General features: G+C 45.9%; 12 protein-coding genes and 1 pseudogene (1 of these 13 running past the window's edge). 7 read left to right on the forward strand and 6 right to left on the reverse strand.

The window, feature by feature from the left end:
• On the reverse strand, positions 1-1,000 hold the beginning of the coding sequence (locus tag DLM76_RS09525; RefSeq protein ID WP_241548227.1) for a molybdopterin-dependent oxidoreductase. Its footprint begins 1,109 nt before the window's first position; 1,000 of the gene's 2,109 nt are visible here — the first part of the coding sequence; it begins with the start codon at positions 998-1,000; its stop codon lies beyond the left edge, outside the window.
• 622 nt (positions 1,001-1,622) lie between these two features.
• On the opposite strand from DLM76_RS09525, the gene DLM76_RS09535 reads away from it, so the two are divergent.
• The 4 genes and pseudogenes from DLM76_RS09535 to DLM76_RS09550 all read left to right on the forward strand — a co-directional run bounded on the left by DLM76_RS09535 (position 1,623) and on the right by DLM76_RS09550 (position 8,205).
• A complete protein-coding gene (locus DLM76_RS09535; RefSeq protein WP_118965062.1) occupies positions 1,623-2,063 on the forward strand; it encodes a hypothetical protein in 441 nt (146 codons plus the stop codon).
• A 104-nt stretch (positions 2,064-2,167) separates the two neighbouring features.
• Positions 2,168-4,139, forward strand: a pseudogene (locus tag DLM76_RS09540) (ankyrin repeat domain-containing protein).
• A gap of 306 nt (positions 4,140-4,445) precedes the next feature.
• On the forward strand, positions 4,446-6,266 hold the full coding sequence (typA, locus tag DLM76_RS09545; RefSeq protein ID WP_118955552.1) for a translational GTPase TypA: 1,821 nt from the start codon (positions 4,446-4,448) through the stop codon (positions 6,264-6,266).
• Positions 6,267-7,002: 736 nt separating this feature from the next.
• Positions 7,003-8,205: an acyltransferase family protein gene (locus tag DLM76_RS09550; RefSeq protein ID WP_118965063.1), complete on the forward strand. Its 1,203-nt coding sequence runs from the start codon at positions 7,003-7,005 to the stop codon at positions 8,203-8,205.
• Here the strand turns inward: DLM76_RS09550 and DLM76_RS09555 are convergent.
• Positions 8,202-9,500 (reverse strand): helix-turn-helix domain-containing protein, encoded by a 1,299-nt coding sequence (locus DLM76_RS09555; protein WP_118965064.1) that lies wholly within the window; start codon positions 9,498-9,500, stop codon positions 8,202-8,204. The two genes, DLM76_RS09550 and DLM76_RS09555, sit on opposite strands and share 4 nt — an antisense overlap.
• On the opposite strand from DLM76_RS09555, the gene DLM76_RS09560 reads away from it, so the two are divergent.
• Complete coding sequence (locus DLM76_RS09560) at positions 9,474-10,679, forward strand: DJ-1/PfpI family protein (RefSeq protein ID WP_118965065.1); 1,206 nt, start codon at positions 9,474-9,476, stop codon at positions 10,677-10,679. The two genes, DLM76_RS09555 and DLM76_RS09560, sit on opposite strands and share 27 nt — an antisense overlap.
• Before the next feature lie 16 nt (positions 10,680-10,695).
• Here DLM76_RS09560 and DLM76_RS09565 read toward each other — a convergent pair whose 3' ends face one another.
• Both DLM76_RS09565 and DLM76_RS09570 read right to left on the reverse strand, forming a co-directional pair.
• Entirely contained in the window at positions 10,696-11,631 is a 936-nt protein-coding gene (locus DLM76_RS09565) for an LIC12353 family lipoprotein (RefSeq protein ID WP_118965066.1), read from the reverse strand.
• A gap of 55 nt (positions 11,632-11,686) precedes the next feature.
• The gene (locus DLM76_RS09570; RefSeq protein WP_118965067.1) at positions 11,687-12,484 is read right to left on the reverse strand and encodes a DNA alkylation repair protein; all 798 of its coding nucleotides are present in this window, start codon (positions 12,482-12,484) and stop codon (positions 11,687-11,689) included.
• A 151-nt stretch (positions 12,485-12,635) separates the two neighbouring features.
• Between DLM76_RS09570 and DLM76_RS09575 the strand changes: the two genes are divergently transcribed.
• Positions 12,636-13,313 carry a hypothetical protein gene (locus tag DLM76_RS09575; protein ID WP_118965068.1) on the forward strand — a complete coding sequence of 226 codons (678 nt, stop codon included), beginning with the start codon at positions 12,636-12,638 and terminating at the stop codon, positions 13,311-13,313.
• Between the two features lie 117 nt (positions 13,314-13,430).
• On the forward strand, positions 13,431-14,534 hold the full coding sequence (trhO, locus tag DLM76_RS09580; RefSeq protein WP_118955544.1) for an oxygen-dependent tRNA uridine(34) hydroxylase TrhO: 1,104 nt from the start codon (positions 13,431-13,433) through the stop codon (positions 14,532-14,534).
• On the opposite strand, the gene DLM76_RS09585 is transcribed toward trhO, so the two are convergent.
• Both DLM76_RS09585 and DLM76_RS09590 read right to left on the reverse strand, forming a co-directional pair.
• Entirely contained in the window at positions 14,510-15,439 is a 930-nt protein-coding gene (locus tag DLM76_RS09585) for a bile acid:sodium symporter family protein (RefSeq protein WP_118965069.1), read from the reverse strand. The two genes, trhO and DLM76_RS09585, sit on opposite strands and share 25 nt — an antisense overlap.
• 4 nt (positions 15,440-15,443) lie before the next feature.
• Positions 15,444-16,598 carry a TauD/TfdA family dioxygenase gene (locus DLM76_RS09590; protein ID WP_118965070.1) on the reverse strand — a complete coding sequence of 385 codons (1,155 nt, stop codon included), beginning with the start codon at positions 16,596-16,598 and terminating at the stop codon, positions 15,444-15,446.
• Between the last annotated feature and the right edge of the window lie 347 nt (positions 16,599-16,945).

The following is a 16,945-nucleotide window of genomic DNA, read 5'->3' on the forward strand; positions in this document are numbered from 1 at the left end:
GAGAACTTTTCAACGCGCCTTTCGGATCGATCGGATCGACGGCGGGAAGAGTGAACATCGCTCCTCCTCGTTTGTCGAGGTTCCCGCTCAAAACGTTTACGAGGTTGATGAGCCATTGTGAAAGAGTTCCGAAGGCCTGCGTGGAAACTCCGACCCTTCCGTAACAGACGGCGCTTGGAGAGGAGGAGAATTCCATCGCGATTCTTTCGATCGTAGACGCGCTGACTCCCGTGACCGTTTCCACTTGAGAAGGCGAATACTGCGACGCGAGATCGGAAATCTTTTTAAGCTCCGAGTCGTCGTAAAGGGATGACGGCCGGATCAGATTCTTCGTAAAAAACACATTCAAAATCGCTAATAAAAAGAACGCGTCGGCGCCCGGCCGGATGAAAACGTGTTCGTCCGCGTTGGAAGCGGTTTCCGTTTTTCTAGGATCGACGACAACGAACTTTCCTCCGCGTTCCTGCAGTTCTTTCAGTCTTTTTTTGACGTCGGGGACGGTCATCAAACTGCCGTTAGACGCGAACGGATTTCCGCCGAGAATCAAAAAGTATTTCGTGTGATCGATGTCCGGAATCGGAATCAAAAGCTGATGACCGAACATCAAATACGAAGCGAGTTGGTGCGGAAGCTGATCCACCGAAGTCGCCGAATAATGATTTTTGGATTTGAGGCGATTGGAAAAACGATCTCCGAAAAGCATGGAACCGTAGTTGTGAACGTTCGGATTTCCATTGTAGACCGCGACGGAATCGAATCCGTATCGGTTCTGAATTTCAAAAAGGGCTTTGGCCGTTTCGGAAAGGGCTTCCACCCAACTAACTTGCACCCAACCCGTGTCCGTTCGTTTGACGGGAAATTTCAACCGGTCCGGATCTTCGTAGAGATTTTTGAGTTCGGGTCCTTTGGCGCAGAGATGTCCGCGGCTGAACGGATCTTCTTTGTCGCCTCGAATCGCGGAAATTTTTCCGTCTTCGACTTCGATGCGTAAGCCGCACATCGCTTCGCAAAGCGTACAGGAACGATAGTGAGTTTGTGAACTCATAGAAATCCCTCTCTTTTGAATGCCATGATAGAATCCCGAATCGTCAATTGAGCAAGGATTTTATCGGTTTCGTCGGTCGTTCGCAAGGAAAATCCGAAGTGTGGGAACTCCTTCGTTTTGCCGAAGTCGGTTTCGGCCGCAACCGCGTGGATCGATCCGAGGAAGAGAGGTTTTGCGTTTTCCCACGCGGTCGCGCCACTCCAGGCTCGCGGAGTCCCGCTCGGTCCTCGCAGACTCGGACCAAGCCTTGCGTGTCGCTTGCGGGAACTCGGCAGAACGCTCTTTACGGGTGTCGCGTGCGAATCGTTTTCTTTCTTTTTCCAACTTCGTTGGAAGCCGCTCGCAACGCTCCGCTGCTCGTTGTGCGAATGGTTTTCTTTCTTTTTCCAACTTCGTTGGAAGCCACTCGCAACGCTCCGCTGCTCGTTGGCTATCTCACTCCCTATGGGTCGTTCGATAGGTCATTCGACTAAACTCAGCGAATTGCCTCCCTATGGATCGGCATTCATGTCTAAAAAGTAGGAACTCCTTCGTTCAAAAAGCTTTGCAGCAGCGATGGGTTCAAAATCATTTCCGTATGTCTGTAGAACCGGACCCAAATCTAAAGTTGCAAAAGGATTTCGCGGAAGCTTTTTATTTGCAATTTAGGGAATTTTTCGGAGAGGAAGCCGATCTCGGTTACGAACTTTATTCGATCAGCGGCGGAGAATCCGGGCCGAAAGGAAATTGGGCCACGTTTACGGTTCGCAATACGCTCGCATCGCGATCTCTTGTATTTCGATACGATCCGTCGGAACAATCTTTCTATGCAATGCTCAAGATCCAAACGATTCCGGGAGAAGAAGATTGGGATTTGAATTCTCTCTTTCGCAGAAAGGGTTACGCCGTTCCTGAGTTCGGCGAATCTCTCAAAGCCGCGGGGGAATGGATCTTTCATTCGATCGCTCGGCATTATTTCGGTGCGATCTTTGAATATTGTCCCCGCATTTTAGAACCGGATTTTATTCCGGGCGAATAGAATCGAAACGAAGTGTATCGAGCTCTACGGAATCATTTTATAACCCGACGTCAAAAAGTGGATTTCAAACGTGTTGATTCATTCAAACCTAGAAAGGATCGAACATGTCCCAGTCCGAACACGAATTGCAAGAATCCCTTTCCAAAGCCATACGAGCTGAGGAAGAATCGAAAATTATCGAATTGATTTCCGCGGGCGCCGACCCGAATCGTATAACGTATGTTAAAAGTCTAGAAGTTCCGCTTTGGTTCAGCGCGTTGCCGATCAGTTTCTCCGGAGGCGTGACTTTAAAAACCAAATCTCTTTTCGTACTTCTTCAAAACGGAGCCGACGTACACGCAACGAATCCGAAAGGAAGCAACGCCCTTACCAGTCTCGTATATTATTGTAAAGACATCGGAAGGTTTTCGGAAGCCGTAAGAATTCTCGTTTCGTTCGGTTTGAATCTGAATGAGGGGAAGGAAACGGGAAGAACCGCTCTCTACAGCGCCGTATCATCGAGGAACTTCGAAAAGGTGGAGTTCCTTCTCAAAGAAGGAGCCGATCCGAACACGATCGACGTAAAAGACGGAGAATCTCCTTTGATTCGGGCCTGTATCAACTCCGATCGGGATCTGGATGCGACGCTGAAAATCGTGGCTTCCTTGATCCAAGCGGGCGCGGATGTAAACGTTCGGGAAACCTGGAAGGGAAGAACTTCGCTCATGTGGGCGGTTCGAAACGGAAATCTTGACTTAGCAAAACTGTTGGTCGAAGCGGGAGCCGATGTTAAGGCGGAAAATCCGAAAGAGAATCTAAACGCGTATTTGACCGCTTTCGAGGGAAAACAATACGAAATCGTGGAATGGTTGAACGGATTGGGCGCTCAAGACAGGACTCTTCGGATTTATAGGGCATTCCAATCTAAGAATATTCAAAAAGAAGAATGGAGTAAATCGATCGAGGCCGGTCTCAAGGCGATCACCGCTTTCCCGGACGACTGGAGAATTCCTTACAATATCGCGTTCGCGCACTGGAAATTGGGAGCCTTAAACGAATGCGCCGAATGGGCGCGGAAAACTCTCGAGATAGAATTCAATCTCGACGCTTTGAATTTGATCTTAACCGATCACATTCACAAATCCGATCCGGAGGGCGCGATCGCGACGTGGAAAGAATACAAATCCTCGTTTCAAGAAAATCAATCGGACAAGGGAACCGTTTTAACGAACGTCCTTTGGGCTTATTTTGCGACACAAAAGTATTCCGAAGCGATTCAGGATTTGGGAGATACTTGGAGCGTTTCGACGGATGTCGATACGTATTACCTCAATTTGGCTTGCATCTATGCGCAGTTAGGTGATCTATCTTCTGCGATTCGTGCCGTGATGGAAGCTCTTCGACGCAATTATCCGATCGAAAAATTGATAAAAGACGAGGATCTTAAACCTTTGGCGCAAGCGACCGCGTTTCGAGTTTTGATCCGCAACCCTTCGAATCGACGCGTCAGCGAAACCGTATCTCGCGGAGAGGATTCGATCGAACTGATCTGGAACGGCGACGAAGTCATCGAGCGAAATCAATTTGCGGAACAAGGCGTTTCCCAAAACGATTTTAAATTGGATTCTCCGCATGAAGCGTTGCTAAAGTTTTCGGAATTGGAGGATGGATATATCCGTTCCGGTTGGAAACTGGATTCTTCAAAAATCCTGGAAGTGGAAAACGATTTTGCAGCCGAACTTGACGCTGTTTTAGCAGAATACGCAGATTCTCAAACGGCCGACTTGGGAGCCTTGCTGGTTGAATGGGATTATGAGGACGATGGATTCTCCTATTACCTTTGTCTGGAAACGTATCAAAACTTGGAAAAGGCGCGCAAACGATATTCGGAATATCACGGAACCGATAAAAATACGGTCTATGAAAACAATCTCGAACAAAAGGGATCGAATTTATGCTCCGGTTTCTTTTGAGCGAATGGTCGATCGAATGATTCAAAGTCCTGGGTTCCGAAAGGTGAAAAAGTTGCCCGTGTTTTTCTTTGTTCACGCGGAGCACGACTCCGGAAATGAATTCATGATGGAACGAAAGGTTTGAGGATCGGACCTAAGAACGGAGAATCAGTTGGAAATCAGGAATACTTTCGATTTCCAACTGATGTGGGAACTACTACGTTTCCCGAGTTCGAGAAAACTTTCTGGTCCCAAGGATTGTGGGAACTACCACAAATTCTCAGGAAAACATCCTTCAACCCAACTAAGTACAGAGAAACAGAAGGCTACGGCCTAACCAAGGCATTGTCGAAGATTCTTCGTTTCAAACCGATTAAAATATTCTGCCTTTAAAAAATTGACAGAAAAAGCCGGTTTACACCAGGAGGCTTCCGAAATTTTTGGTCTTAGAATGGAAATCCGCAACATCGCTATTATCGCCCACGTCGACCATGGGAAAACCACACTTTTGGACGGAATTCTCCGTCAAACCGGAGCCGTAACCGCTAAGGAAGACGGAGAAAGGATCATGGACTCCAATGACCTGGAAAAGGAAAAAGGGATCACGATCAAAGCCAAGAACACGGCTGTGGTTTACAAAGGAACCAGAATCAACGTTGTAGACACTCCCGGTCACGCGGATTTCGGCGGGGAAGTGGAGCGCGTTCTTGCAACTGCGGATTCCTGTCTTCTTCTTGTGGACGCTTTCGACGGACCGATGCCTCAAACCCGTTTCGTATTAGGAAAGTCCCTTCAACTCGGTCACAAACCGATTCTCGTCATCAATAAAATCGATCGTCCCGGCGCGAGACCCGAAGCCGTTGTGGACATGGCGTTCGATCTGTTCTCCGACCTGGGAGCCACCGACGAACAGCTCGACTTCCCGATCGTATATGCTTCCGCAAAACAAGGTTGGGCGGTTCATAACCTGAGCGAATCTCCGGGCACGAACTTAGACCCTCTTTTAGATACCGTTCTCAAACACGTTCCACCCGTTCAAGCGGATACGGAAGCTCCTCTTCAGTTCCAAGTGACTTCTTTGGATTACAACGACTACGTCGGAAGAATTGCGGTCGGAAAAATTTACGCAGGAAAGATGGCGCTCGGAATGAACGTTATCCAACTCGCGGCGAAGAAGGGAGAAGCTGCTGCTCCAACCGATACCCCTCTTTTTCGAATCACGAAATTATACAACTTCGAAGGTCTGAAACGAAACGAAGTCAACAACGCGGAAGCGGGAGACATCGTAGCGATTGCGGGACTTCCCGACGTGTTTATCGGAGATACGATCTGCGAACCGGGAAAACCGGCTCCAAGACCGGCGATCGAAGTTGAAGAGCCGACCGTTTCCATGTTCTTCATGGTAAACAATTCTCCATTTGCAGGGAAAGAAGGGAAGTTCGTAACGACACGAAATATTCGCGAACGTCTGGACCGCGAACTCGAAACCAACGTGGCGATGAGACTGGAAGAAACCGAAGACAAGGACCGTTTTAAGGTTCTGGGACGGGGGGAACTTCACTTGTCCGTTCTGATCGAAACGATGAGAAGAGAAGGGTTCGAGATCCAAGTTTCTCGTCCCGAAGTAATCTTAAAAACCAACGAGCAAGGCCAAAAACTCGAGCCTTACGAATATTTGGTCATGGATATCCCCGATCAGTTTACGGGTCAGATCATCGCGGAACTCAATCGTAGAAAGGGAGAGCTTCAGTTGATGGACGCGCATCCGTCCGGAATGACCCGCGTGGAATTCGTAATTCCGACACGGGGGATCATCGGTTTTAGAGGATTCTTTATCTCCGAAACAAGAGGCGAGGGAGTAATGTCCTCCCGCTTTTTACGATTCGATATTTACAAAGGTGAGATCCCAGGCCGTAAGAACGGCGCTTTGATTTCCATGGACTCCGGAGAATCCACCGCTTATGCTCTCTGGAAAATCCAGGAAAGGGGAGAATTGGTAATCGGGCCGAACACCGCGGTTTATCCAGGAATGATCATCGGAATCCATTCTCGTGAGAACGATCTTGAAGTGAATCCAGTAAAAGAGAAGAAGCTGAGTAACGTTCGTTCTTCCGGCGCGGATGAAGCGATTCGTCTGGTTCCTCCGAGAAAATTTTCTCTCGAGCAGAACATCGAGTTCTTGGACGACGATGAATTGTTGGAAGTGACTCCAGCAAGTTTGCGTCTTCGCAAGAAGTTCCTCGACGCTACGATGCGCAAACGCAACAAATAAGAAGAATCAGAATAACTTCTGAAAAACTTCACAAGGCCTTGGATGTTCCTCCGAGGCCTTTTTGTTTGTACGGATCGCTTCTTTTTTTAAAAGATTCGCATACTTTTTGCGTCGCGTTCTTTGGGTGTGTCTTTTAAGTTTCTAATCGCTATTTAAACGGGAAAGCTTGGGAACGTTATGCGTCCGTTGGTTCCGCTTTCGGTATCATCGATTCCATAGGTTCGTCTTTTTCTGGATGGATTCCTGTCTTTTTTAATCGTGTTCTTGAATTCGATTTATCAAATTATAAAGCCAGATATTAAAGCCGAAAAATCGGGAACTTTTTTGGGAACAAGCATCTCTGAAACAATAAAGTATATTCAAATATTTAAATATAGTTTCTTGAAGTTTTGAGTTGGATGGTAAAAACTTTGATCATTGTTTCGACCTTTATGATTTCAATGTGTTCTTTTTATAAGAATGATAAGTTTTAGCGGTGAAACGTGTTGCCAAAGACGGATTCCCTTTTAGTCCTTGTATTCATTAAACATATAGAATACTTTCTACGCTTTTTGTTCGATAAGCGAAAGGTTTGCCGTGTTTCGATTCAAAAATTTTTTGTCCTAGAATTGAATCGGAAAACGTATAAATAATAGGTCTCTTGGAAATATTTTGCTGATAAAATGGTGTTTCGAATTAGAATAAAGTTTTCCGTTTCGGAAAGAGTGTTTGGTTTTCATAGGAGATCGGAAAAAGCATGAAAGCTTTTATCAAAGATCTTTGGTTTCATAGGGAAAATGAGATTCGATCCCTCAACGGCTTGCGTGCCGTTGCGATCATCCTAGTGATCCTAAATCATTATGCCTTGGCTTGGAAAGCGATTGGAACCTTTCAATCGGATTCGTTCTTTTGGTCGGGCGTGGATTTATCATTCGTTTTGAGCGGTTTCTTGATTTCAAAAGGGCTTTTCAGCGAATGGAAGCGAAACGGAAAAATCGATTTTAAGGCGTTCTATCTCAAAAGAACGCTGCGGATTTTTCCAGCGTATTATTTTTTCATTCTATTCAGCTTGGTCGTTTCCAAGTTCGCATTAAAAGTGGCGGAAGCCAAAGGGTTTGAAGTGGAAGCCTTGATTCTTTCCTTGAGTCTCGATAACTCCTGGGGCGACTTCGTTTTTTTAGGAAACTACTATGCGGGGACGAACATTCACACTTGGTCGCTCTCCATCGAAGAGCAGTTCTATCTGATTTTTCCTTTGTTTTGTAGTCTGATTCTTTTCAAACGAGTGTTGAAACATAGACAGCTATTTCTTTGGTCTTTGGTTTTGATTCCTACTTCGCTGCGGGTATTCGTTTATTGGACGACCTCCACGCCGACGACTCCGGACTATTTCGACGAGATCTATTTTCCCTCACAAACCCGATTCGATTCTTTGCTGATGGGAATCATTGCGATGGATCTATACGTGAGTCATACGACTCTGATGGATCGTTTGAAAAAGGACAGGTTGTATTACTTTCTTTTGTGTTTGTTCTTTTCTTTCTTATTTATTGCTCACTGGGTTCATCAAGGTCCGAGCGGATTCTTTTCGCACACGTTTAAATTCAATCTCTTGAATCTGGGATTTGCTGGAATTCTTCTTCTTTCTATCGTTCGATTGGAAAGCTGGCTGAGCCGTTTTTTAAGTATGAAAATTTTCGTTCCGATTGCGCGATTGAGTTTTACGATTTATCTTTGGCATTTGGTTTTGATCGGAGTTTCTCTTTCCATTTTGGGGATCCGATCCGAACCCGCATCGACGATCGTTTTTTTGTTTCAGTTCTGCGCGGTGCTGATTCTAATCGTGATCCTTTCGATTCCTTTCTACATTCTCATTGAATATCCGTTCCAATATTTGCGGACGAGAATGCTTCCTCGTAAAAAGACAAGGATGAAACTTGTAGCGCAAACCCATTCTTAGGCGTTAATTCGGAAGCTCCGGTTTGTCCGAAATTCAGTGGGGGTGCATCCGAATTTCTCCTGAAAGAGTTTGTGAAACGCGGATTTAGAATTGAATCCGGACGCGTAGGCCGCCGATAAAACGGATCGTTGTGGTTCTTCTAAAAGGATTCGCGCGGCTTCTTCGAGACGGAAGTCCGCTACGAACTCTCGAAAGCTCTTTTTAATATTGCTGTTTAGAATTTCGGACAATTGATGTGTATGAATTCCTAAAGAGTCGGAAAGTTTTCCTAATGTCAGATCCTCGTCCGCATAGTATTTTTCATTTCGCATTAAATCGTTCAGACGCAAAAGAACCGCGTCCACATTCAGACCTCGGATTCTGCTTTCCGCGTATCGCGCTTCTCTCGATTCCTTTTTGAATTGTTCCACCCAGGGAATCCGCGCGTGTCCGGTGACAAACACGATACACAGCAACAAAGTGACGCCGGAAGATGCTGCAAAAAATAAAGGCATAAAAAGGCTTTGTGCGATTACGAATAAAATCAACACGAACAAAGTTCCCGCAAACAAAAGCAGAAACGGGGTGAATGCGGTTCTTCGTTCCGAGTTTGCGCCGCTTCTCCAAGCCCAAATTCTGCGAAATAAAACGATCGGATACAGAAAGTTCTGAATGGTTCCTAAGATAAGAAGAATCAAAACGATATTGTGATAGGGGTCGTTCGGATTCTCCATCTTTAGGAAATTTTGTTTGGATACGAAGTCGCGCAGATAAAACGGGAACATCGTGGCTGCACTCAAAACGCAAGGGAATAAATGTACGGGAGAAAAACGATCGATTGTCTCTCCGATTAAATTTCGAAAATACAAATAGGTTAACGGACCGATTGCGAAGATAAACGGAATGTGCGTTTCCGCAATCCAAGCGAATCGAATCAGTCGATCGGACAATTCGAAGAAGATATGAAGCTGCACGACTCCGATGGAAAAAAATAAACACGATACGACTTGGTTTCGCAGCGGGGAAATTGTTAAACGAAATCGTTCGTTTTTCGTCGATGTATTCATGCGCTCGATTCGGGATTCGTTATTGCCCCGAATCGAAGTGATCCATTCGGATAGAGAAAGTAAGAAGGCGAGACCTGCTCCGAACGCGAGAAAGGAATACATGCAGGTATTGGGAGGCGATTCCCGCTTAGAGTCGAGATTTTTTTTGATCTTTAACCCGGAGGGAAGTCCGTCCGTATCCGCAAGGACGACTTCGGATTGAAAAATGCGTAGAATCGAATCATGAAAGCAACTCAGTTCAACTTCCATTCTCCCGTTCTCGTCCTCGAAACGTTCCGTAAATTCGGGACGCGGTTCGCGCAATTGCGGATCGCGTTTCTTCTTTTAGGAATCGTTGCGATTCTTTCTTGTTCGGTCTTTGCCGATCAACGTCAAACGGAAATTACCGGACCGGATCGCAAAGATGCGATTCATGTATCGGAAAAAATCCCCGCGTATCAAAGTAGGTTCGGAAGAACTCGTCCGGTTGTCGCTGTAGTCGGTGACAACTATATGACCGAACTTACGGATTATGTAATTCCGTATTCGGTTTTAACTCGTTCTCAGTCGGCCGATGTGTTCGCGATCGGAACCGATTCGGGAATTATGAATCTATATCCCGCTCTTAAAATACGACCGCAAGAATCAATCGCTTCATTTGACTCACGATTTCCCGAGGGCGCGGATTATGTGGTGGTTCCTGCGGTTCATCATTCCGATTCTCCCGTGCTTTTGCATTGGTTGAATCGACAAGCATCCAAGGGAGCGACTGTCATCGGAGTTTGCGACGGAGTTTGGGTCGTAGCCAACGCGGGATTGTTAAAGGGAAAGAAGGCCACCGGATTTTGGTATTCGTTAAACGACTTGGAAAAGAAATTCAAGGACACGAAGTGGGTTCGGAATCGAAGATATATCGCGGACGGAAACGTCATAACGACAACCGCCGTTACGGCCTCGATTCCGGTTTCGCTCGCTCTGGTTGAAGCGATAGCGGGTAAGGATCGTGCGTCGAAAGTCGCCCGAGAACTCGGCGTGTCCGATTGGAATCCGGCCCATGACAGTAATCGATTTCGCTTAACAATCGGCTCGGTTTATACGATTCTTTCCAACACCGTTTCTTTTTGGTCTCACGAAGAGATCGGAATCGGCGTCGCTCCGGGTGTGGACGAAATCAAGTTGGCCTTGGTTGCGGACGCGTATTCGAGAACGTATCGTTCTCAGGCGGTTTCGTTTGCAGCGTCTCAGGATACGATTCGGACGGCGAACGGTTTGAATCTGATTCCCGATCGAGTTTTCGGAAAGGACGACGCGGCCGATCGAATGTTGGCGGAGTTCGATTCCGCTCCGGCGGTCACGGCTCTGGATAAAACCCTGTCGCAGATCGCGGAGATTTACGGACGTTCCACCGCGGCATTCGTGGCTTTGATCCTAGAATACCCGCAATATTGAGAATATTCGAAAAATATTATCTTTCGTTTTTCAATTTTTCGATTTCTCGGATGAGTTCTTCCTTGCTGACGTTCGGGTCCGACTTTAATTTTCGGATCAGCTCGTCGGCCGTGGCTCTTTTGTTAACGGCTTTCCGGTCGATCGTTCCTTTGAGAAGAACCGGCGAACCTACGGAAAAGACGGCGATCTTTTTTACGTCCACGGGTTCTAGTACGCAGGATTGCTGAAACACTTCCGAAACTTTGTACGGAACTTGATCCTTGCCTACGAGGAAGATCATACCGGCTTTGATCAATTCGGTTTTGGAAAACACGGCCACGATTTTTTCATCCGAGGTCGCGGATGATTTATAAAAAACGACTCCGGCGATTTCATTGTCGACCGTGACGCTTTTTTGATTCACGGTCGTCGTGATTCTCCCTTGAAACGGTTCTCCGATTTTCGTAAAGACGTTCTTGCCGAACTTCAAAGACTTTCCGTCTGGAGAGATTTCCCCCAAAAGATTTCCGCTGGCCGTAACGTTACCCACTTCTCTGACTTTCGAAGCGGCGCCCATCTCGCTCAGTTTCCATTTTGTCGGATCGGATTCTCGGGCGCCCATGTGAAGTTGGTGATATTCCTGATACAAGGATTCCTGCAGAAGAATTTCGGTATCGCTTGTGACGACTCCGCCCGTTCGAATTCTCCACTCTTCTCGGTTATCGCTCGCGATAAAACTGAGTCGAACGATCAGCTTTCTTTCAAAGGAAAGATCGCCGTTCGCCTTCGGGAAAATGCTTAAGACTTCGATTCTCATCTTATCGTTTTTAGCCCATTCCGCGCTTTCCGAAGAAATATAGAAACCGGCTAAGTCCGGATTCGGAGGAATGGGTTTCCCTCTGAGGTTGCTTCCGCAACCGATCGACAAGATGCTATATAATAAAATTAGAATATATCCGATTTTGTGGTTCATTCGATTTTTCCGTGGTTTAGGATCTCCGTCCGCACCGAAGGGTAAAGTATCTTTTTTAGGAGACTTTCTTTTTTGCGGTCCGTCCCGAAAGCTTCTTTGAAACCTTCTTTTTCGGGGAAGAATTCTCTTTTTTGCCGGAATTCATATATTTCCTTTTGAGAGCTTCGGGGAGTTTTTCGATCGCATAACGAAGCATGGTTCGCGGCATTTGCTCCGCGTATTTGTCCAGAAAATCGGTCTCCGTTTTGAGGTCGCGATTTCCGACTTCGCGCAACATCCAGCCGACCCCTTTGTGGATGAGATCCTCGGAATCGTTCAAAAGTAGTTTAGAGATTTTTAATGTATCTTTGAAGTCTCCGTTTCGAATGAATGCGTATGTGGATAAAATCGAAATCCTGCGTTCCCAAAGATTCGAGGATTCGGAAAGTTTATAGAGAATCTTTCGATCCTTGTCCAAAAGAAATTCTCCGATCAAAACCCGTGAACTCAGATCCACCAAATCCCAATTATCGACGTGTTTTAGATGTTTCAGATAAAACGCATGCAGCGCTTTTCTTTCCGTTTCGTTCGCTTTGGCAAATCGATTACAAAGAATGAACAAGGACGTAAGTCTTTCCTCGTGAATCGGAGAGCGCAGAAGAAGTTCGATCTCCTCTAAAGGAAGATCCTTATGGGCTTTTGCGATCTTTCTTTGGTCGGGAACGACGATGCCGAGAAATACGTCGCCTTCCGCATATTCTCCCGGACCCGTTTTGAAAAATCGGGTTAAAAAATCCGCCTTGATCGGATCGCTCAATTTCTGAAGAGCCTTTTGAACGTCTCCGGCCTTTCCAAAATTCTTTGCGCTTGTCATCGTTCTGTGATAAAGTCGCTTTCTTCTTTCGCAATCGGTTTTTCGAAAAATCGTAAAACTCCGTGTGGAAAAATCGGGAAACGATTGACTTCCGTTGCGAAGGGGATCGAATTCTTGCGTTTCAAAAGCATTTGTTTATTCGGAGAATCTTATGTTCATAGGACATTATAGCGTAGCGTTTGCGCTTAAAAAAACGGTTCCCAAAACTCCTCTCTGGTCTCTGTTGGTGGGGGTCCAATTCGTCGATTTTCTGTTTATGATTTTCATCATGATCGGAGTCGAGCACATGCGTTTGATTCCTGGATTTACCGCGAGCAATCCGTTCGATCTTTATTTTATGCCGTATACGCATAGTTTGGCGGCCGCGTTCCTTTGGGCCTCGTTCGCGTTCGTCTTTTTCTATTTTTGGAAAAGTTCAGAAGATCGAAACACAAGATGGAAGGTGGCTTTGGCAGTTGCAATTTCCGTAATGTCGCATTATTTTTTGGATCTTCCCGTGCATACTCCCGATCTTCCCGTTCTGTCCGATTCGGGAACCAAGCTCGGATTCGGATTGTGGAACAATCTTTGGCTCACCGTCGGAATCGAAGCTGCGCTAACGATTGTATCCTTCGCTTATTATTTCAAGGGAAGCAAGCCGGGAGAAGGTTTTGCGGGCAAGTGGGGAATGTTGTCTTTGGGCGGATTCTTTCTTCTGCTGATATTGATCAATCCGTTCGCACCCGTGCCCGACAACATCTACGCGTTTGCGATTCAGGCTTTGTTTCTTTATACGTTGATTGCGATCCTAGGTCAGAAGCTCGACGAAAAGAGAATCTACGACGTATGAAAGACCGAAATAATTTCGAAAGTTGTTCCTTAGAGGACAAACAAGAAAGGTAGTAACCGGTCGATTCCGCTAAGAAACGCTTGTCAAGATCGGTCTTAATTTCAGAGTTAAGAATGTATGGCAAATCGGGAAGATTCTCAAAAGAAGACGCAAACAAAGAAACGTCCTCTTCATAACATCTACGGAAAAGAGATTCTAAAACAGCGTCTCGAAGCGGAGAATTTCCCGAGAACCACTCTTTCCTTCTATCGTTATGTCATTTTGGAAAACGTGGAAGAGCTTCGAAACGTTCTCTATTTGGAATGGGAAGCTCTCGGCGTTCTGGGAAGAATTTATATCGCGAGAGAAGGAATCAACGCACAGCTTTCCGTTCCATCCCACAATATGGAATCCTTTCGTAAGAATTTGGATTCTCGCGAATCGTTCCGGGACATGCCGTTTAAGATCGCCGTCGAAGACGATCATGAGTCCTTTTTAAAACTCGATCTAAAAGTAAGAAAGAAAATCGTAGCCGACGGATTGGACGACGACGCGTTCGATGTGACTAACGTTGGAAAACATCTTTCCGCGGAGGAATTCAACCGTCACCTCGAGGATCAAAATGCAATCGTAGTCGACGTAAGAAACCACTACGAGAGCGAGATCGGTCATTTTGAAAACGCGATTCTTCCGCAATCCGATACGTTCCGCGAAGAATTGCAGATGCTTCTGGAACTTTTAAACGGAAAAGAAGATCAGAAAATTCTAATGTATTGCACCGGCGGAATCCGCTGCGAAAAGGCGAGCGCGTGGTTGAAACATCACGGCTACAAGGACGTGAATCAGCTTCACGGAGGAATTATTTCCTACGCGCACGAGGTTTCGCAGAAAGGTCTCGAATCCAAATTCAAAGGAAAAAATTTCGTGTTCGACGGTCGCCTTCAGGAATCCATCGGAACGGAAGTGATTTCCGTTTGTCATCAATGCGGTGAAAAGAGCGACAGACACGTCAACTGCGCCAACCCGGGATGTCATATTCTTTTCATTCAATGCGAGAAATGTTCGACCGCGTTCGAGGGATGTTGCACGGAAGAATGCAGAACGATTCTTCATTTACCCAAAGAACAACAAAAGGAAATGAGAAAGGGCAAGTTGAACGACAATCGTTTCTTTACTAAGTCCAGAATTCGTCCGAAAGTTTCCGAGTTGTATCTGAATCAGAAACCTTTCGAAACGGCCTGAACTCCGAGAGACGAAGTTCTCTTGGACCAGAACCACGCGAGAGTGATACCAGCGATCGCGTGCCAGATTCCCCAAGTCGCCGCGATGATCGCCATACTTCCCTGACCGCCGAAAAACGCGAAGATCAATACGAGACCAAGTCCCGAATTTTGGATTCCGGTTTCGATGGAAATGCAGCGCGCGTCCTTTTCATCCAAGCGCATGAGCTTTGCGAAAAAATATCCCAGTAAAAACCCGGTCGAGTTCATTAGAAAAACGTAAAGAAAGACCTTGTTGATCACTTTTAAAAAGACCGAAAAATTTGCTGCGAGTGCGATCACAAGAAACGCGGCAAAGATCAGCGCGGAAAGAATTTTGATCGGTTTTTCGATCTTCTTCGTAATTTTCGGTAAGTATCTCTGCGTTAAAAGCCCCAATGCGATCGGAATCAAAAGAATCACCAAAATCGCTCGAAAGACATCCCACGGATTGAGGCTGATTTCCTTCAATGTGGCCTGAACGGGAGGATATAAATTTCCCCAGAAGAAGAAGTTGAACGGAGTCGCGACGATCGCAAGCGCGGAGGAAAAAGCCGTCAGAGAAATGGAAAGCGCGGTGTTTCCCTTGGCGACCGAGGTGATAAAGTTCGAGATGTTTCCGCCCGGACAAGCCGCTACGAGAAGCATTCCGAGAGCCACTCCCGGAGGCGGATTTAAGATCCAAAGCAGAAGATACGTCGCAAACGGAAAGAAAACGAACTGGGAAATAATTCCGGTTAAAGACGCACGCGGTTTTTCGAAGAGCAGTTTAAAGTCTTCCAATCTGAGATCCAAGGCGATCCCGTACATGATCAGCCCCAGAAGAATATTCAAAAAAACTAAACCGCTTTCGTTGAAGTTGATCCGAACCGCGTCGAGTTCCGTCATCGTTTTAATCCGCCCAAGCCACGAAGATTTCTCTAGGACCGGAAAACGGATGTCTTCCGTGGGAAACCGAATAGTTGTCGATCACCAGCACGTCTCCGTTTTGCCAAGAGAAAAGGGAGATGTTGTTCCAGAAAGCGTCCTGAATCTGTTTCAGTTCGGAAGAGGAAATCTCCTGACCGTTTCCATACGAGCAGTGTGTGTCCAAGTATTCCTTTTTCGTAGTGATCTTTTTTAAGAACGTTAGAATTTCGAGTGCGATCCCGACGAAAAAACCGCGGATCGTTTTTTGACGAGCGAAGATTCTCCAGTATTCTTTCCGCGCCGCGTCGATGTGGAACACCTGCGAATGATTGTGCCAAGCCAGAGATTTGAATTCCGGATGTTTACGAATCGCTAATGTAGTATTGACGAGTCTGAGATTGTCTTCTCCGTACCATTCCACGTTGAAGTTTTGTTTTTTGGAAATCTTTTCCACTTCCGCACGATCGGTGGTCTGGAACATTTCGTCCCAGCGTTTAGTTTTCCAAAACTGAAAACGGGATTTGTTGGAAGGTCCGTCGTACACTCTTGAATAACGGATTTTATTCGTTTCGAACTTATCGCGGATGGATTGAGGAACTTCCTGAAGAACCTTTCTTAAATCGGTGATCGGAGTTTCTCCGAATCGACCGGGAGCTCTGCCGCAATAGAAAAAAAGTTTCCGAGGAGGAGAATCGAGAAAGCTCATTTCAGCGTGCTGCATGATCGGATATGCGGGAGGAAGTTCGGTTGCAGTGAATGCGTATTTCGTAACTTGATTGCGGGGGGAAGTTCCCAAGTAGTTGTTCTTCAAGTTGGAATCCACGTTGAAGATTACGTCCTCGAAATCCTGAGGAGAAGCCACGTCGAAGCCTCTAAAAAGAATCGCGCCGTATTGTTTGAGGTCTTCGGTTAACGCGCGTTTGTTGGACTTGATCCATTGAATCAAAGCCTGTTTGCTTTTTTGGTCGGCCGTGTTCGGTTGATAAACGACAGGTAGCGGATTTTTAGAATCTATAAATCCTTTGGATAAAGTGGAGACTGACTTTGATTTCGTATTTCGAGCGGATGTCGTTTTAGATTTCGGTTTCGTTTGTGTCTTACTTTTTGCTTTGGGTTTGGATAGAGTTTTGGTTGCCATGGCGAATAACGTCCCCCGAAAGTTTTCCAGATCGTACTTTGGAATGGATTTGGAAAAGGTCTTTTTTAAGTACGATGAAGACTTGCTGTTTTTTAGACGCAAGGAATATTTGCTATAGTGGATAAAAATTTAATAAAATGGATACAGCTTGTTTCACAGAGATTGTGGGAACTCCTCAAAGAAGAAATCTCTGACTTCGTTCAGGATCTTCTGCCTATTGATCTTTAACGTACTTCCAAAATCTTCTTCATCGTGCATAAAATCTTTTGCCTTTGGATTTAAGGTCTTCGAGTCCGGTTCAGTTTTTGAGAAAAAGAATCTGTTAAAACGGAAAATAGTTGCAATCT

Source organism: Leptospira yasudae (assembly GCF_003545925.1).
Classification (GTDB): Bacteria; Spirochaetota; Leptospiria; order Leptospirales; family Leptospiraceae; genus Leptospira; species Leptospira yasudae.